The sequence below is a fragment of the Candidatus Methylomirabilota bacterium genome (assembly GCA_027293415.1).
GTDB lineage: Bacteria > Methylomirabilota > Methylomirabilia > Methylomirabilales > CSP1-5 > CSP1-5.
Genome location: JAPUFX010000040.1, coordinates 1 through 3,031, shown reverse-complemented (window position 1 = coordinate 3,031; position 3,031 = coordinate 1). Strand labels below are relative to the sequence as shown.

The 3,031-nt window shown below is 57.4% G+C and carries 3 protein-coding genes and 1 pseudogene; 3 read left to right on the top strand and 1 reads right to left on the bottom strand.

Annotation, left to right across the window (positions count from 1 at the left end):
• Nucleotides 1-327 precede the first annotated feature (327 nt).
• Both O6929_02780 and O6929_02775 read left to right on the top strand, forming a co-directional pair.
• Entirely contained in the window at nt 328-747 is a 420-nt protein-coding gene (locus tag O6929_02780) for a hypothetical protein (GenBank protein ID MCZ6479320.1), read from the top strand.
• A gap of 18 nt (nt 748-765) precedes the next feature.
• Nucleotides 766-1,053 (top strand): hypothetical protein, encoded by a 288-nt coding sequence (locus O6929_02775; GenBank protein ID MCZ6479319.1) that lies wholly within the window; start codon nt 766-768, stop codon nt 1,051-1,053.
• Nucleotides 1,054-1,125: 72 nt separating this feature from the next.
• On the opposite strand, the gene O6929_02770 is transcribed toward O6929_02775, so the two are convergent.
• Complete coding sequence (locus tag O6929_02770; GenBank protein ID MCZ6479318.1) at nt 1,126-2,139, bottom strand: hypothetical protein; 1,014 nt, start codon at nt 2,137-2,139, stop codon at nt 1,126-1,128.
• A 188-nt stretch (nt 2,140-2,327) separates the two neighbouring features.
• On the opposite strand from O6929_02770, the pseudogene O6929_02765 reads away from it, so the two are divergent.
• Nucleotides 2,328-2,543: pseudogene (locus O6929_02765) on the top strand (Fe-S cluster assembly protein SufB).
• Nucleotides 2,544-3,031: the final 488 nt, after the last annotated feature.

Sequence of the window (3,031 nt, the reverse complement as noted above, 5' to 3'; positions counted from 1 at the left end):
CGGCCCCTTTTGTTAATTGCCCGCTTCATGATTTCGACGGCTCTTTCTTCGCCAATCTCTTTCCGTAACTCAGCAAAGATGTGATAATACATCAAGGCGCGGTTTTTGAAGGAAGCATAGAGCTGCTTCCGGAGATCCTGTCCAGCCATTTCCCCTTCCTCCTTTTGCTGATTAATCGAATGCAAATATGCCGCTATTCTAATGGGATGCGCCCTAAGAATCCAGAGCGTCCTATCAAGTCGCTGGTTGACTCAAGGTCGTTCCCCGGGGTAGGTTTGTCGCAAAAAGCGACGGCGCGGATAGCGCATGGACGCGGGGGAGGAAGTGATGAACGAGCTGACGCTTGACAAGCTAGTACGACGGCTGGACCAGGTGGAGCGTGACAATCGGTGCCTGAGATTGACCGGAGCTCTCGCACTAGCCGTGATCGCCGGTATGGTGCTGATGGGGCAAGCCACACCTCGCAAGGTGCCAAAAATGGTCGAGGCGGAGAAGTTTGTCGTGCGGGATACGGACGGAAAGAGTCTTGCGGAGTTGGGTTCGATACAGGGCTCCTCATTTCTCCACCTCACCGATAGGAGTGGCAGCGGCAGCGTGTCCATAAGTGTGGTCGCTGACGGGCCAAAGAGACTGCAACTGTGGGACAAGCATGGGCCCAGGGCTGAAATGATCGTGCAGACCGATGGCGAATCGGGGCTGCGCATTATGGACAAGAAGGGGGTGTATCGGATTTCGCTGGACGTGTAGTCCGACGGTCTGCCAATCATGCGCGTGGCCGACAAGAAAAGCAAGACGCGCGCCAAGCTGCTCCTTGCCGCGAACGATACTCCTGCCCTCAGCTTCTATGAACGCGACAAGGGCCGCAAATTCATTGCCGGGATGGGAGTGGCAAAAGACGGTTCTGTGATGCTAATGATTGCAGAGAGGGATCAAAAAAGCAGTGCCGAACTGAGAGTGCCGCGTGGTGGCCTCCCTCACCTGCGCTTCATCGGCAAGGATAGAAAGATACTCTGGAGCACACCCAAACTCGGTCGATTATCCAAACCGCGGTAATGAACTTTCCACAGACGTAGTCTACTCACTCTTGCCAAAGTCACAGCACGACACTTGGATTTTTGTCTGAAGCTAGGATGGGGTGCCGAAGGGGGAAGTCAAGAGGGTTTGAAATGCGTCGAAGTGCTCAACGATCTTGGGGAGCAGGTCCAACCATGATCCTCCGGTCTCCTCAGCAATTTTGAGGCCGACCGCGTACCAGCCTGGCTCGTCTTGCTCCTGCTCACACCACTCGACCTCGACGTTCAAAGAAACGGCTTCCTCTGTCACACCGGGGTATTTCAAGGAAAGGGTCAGAACGATTCCCGGGGAAAACTCCTCGGAGGCTCGCACCCGCAGCCCGCCCTTGCTGAATTCCGTTAAGCTGACGGGAACGGGAGAGTACCCCTCCCTGTGCAGTGTCACCGAGACGCCCAGTAGATCTAGATGATTCAGGTGGTACCGTTCCTCCTGCCGCCAGTCTAAAGGAGCGAGACCGCCGTAGGCCTTGGCCCCCGATGCGAGGAGAGCGACAACAACCGCGACCTGTTCCTTAATCCGTTCCAGCTCCGTGAGGTCGGCCTTGGCCTTTTTCTGGTCGGGCGACAATCGGGAGTCCTCGGACTCGGTGCGCAGGGCGAGAAACTTTGAGGTCGCCTCCAGATCTCCCTTCTCGGCGAGGTATTGCTCTGCTTCTGACTCAAACACCTCGATCTTGGTCATATCACCATCGGAGAGGGCCCCTTGGTAGTCGGCCACGAGGGCAGAGGCGGATTGCTCCACCCAGCGGTGGACCATCTTATCCTTCATGGATAACTGTTCGATGATCTGGTAGACCTTGCGGAGCGCCTCGCGCGCCTGTTCAACTAAATCCTGCCGGGCAGGGTGGAGGATAGCCTTCAGTTCTTGTTCCTTGTGGGTGACTTTCGTGCGAAAGGTTTGAAGCACCTCTCTTGTCTCATGGACGAGGCGCTCCTGTTGCTCTTTGATCTTGGCCGTGGCCCCGGCCGCAGAGAGTCCCTCCTCGGTAATGACCGAGCGCGCCCCTGCAATGAACTGCTCAAAGAGCTGGAGGCTCTGTCGGCCCAATGTTCTGATGTCGTCCACGGATACTGCCTCCGTCAGGGCCTAATGTCCTGAGAGTCGAGGGTTGCCATGCCTATGCCAAGCTGTCGTGGTTGGGAACCCTTGGGGAAGGTATCGAACCGGGTCGAGTCTTTCGTTGACTGGGTGTCCTCCATCGGAATACGCGTGTCACGTTACAGCCCTCCGCGTCCTGGCCTGGCGACGATGAAAAGGAGGCGCTGGTCGCGTTGGGGATTATTTTTTGCTCCTTCTCCGAGGCGGCGCAGGAGCATCCGGAGCTGGTCCGGAAGTACCTCGGGTCGGTTGTGCCGTACACCGACAACTTCTTCGCGACGCTGAACTCCGCCGTCTTCACTGATGGCTCCTTTTGTTACATCCCGAAGGGCGTGCGCTGCCCGATGGACCTGTCGAGCTACTTCCGCATCTACGCCGAGCGCAAGGGCATGATCAGCACGGTCGAGGGTCGCATCCGGAATCGGTATGCGGACCGTTTGGTCTCTCCCGAAGAGATCCACGCGGATCCCACCCGCTTCATCCTGTGCCTGAGTTTCTTGGACATCAAACACCTCATCGATATCGATCCACTGCCTGGCGGGCTATACATCTATTCCTCGAGCGAGGCCTACGAAGAGGAGCAGGTGATCGATCAGCGCCGGCTGCACAACTGGCTCGAGCGGTTTGGTTTTGAGCATGTCGGCTTCGAGAGGAGCGAGGGCCTCCACGCCTCTGGCCATGCGAGCTGCGTCGATCTTCTCGGGATCGTGCGAGGCATTGCCCCCCACACCCTGGTCCCGATTCACTCGAAGACTCCCGAGCTGTACGCTGAGCACCTCGCGGGGACCGGGATTCAGGTCATCGTGCCGCAGGCAGGTGTGCCCATCCCGATATGAACTTTTCCAAGCCGGCATTCTAA

Bases quoted from the DNA above. Each gene is read 5' to 3' on its own strand.
- O6929_02780 (MCZ6479320.1), top strand. From the start codon at position 328: ATGAACGAGCTGACGCTTGACAAGCTAGTACGACGGCTGGACCAGGTG.
- O6929_02775 (MCZ6479319.1), top strand. From the start codon at position 766: ATGCGCGTGGCCGACAAGAAAAGCAAGACGCGCGCCAAGCTGCTCCTT.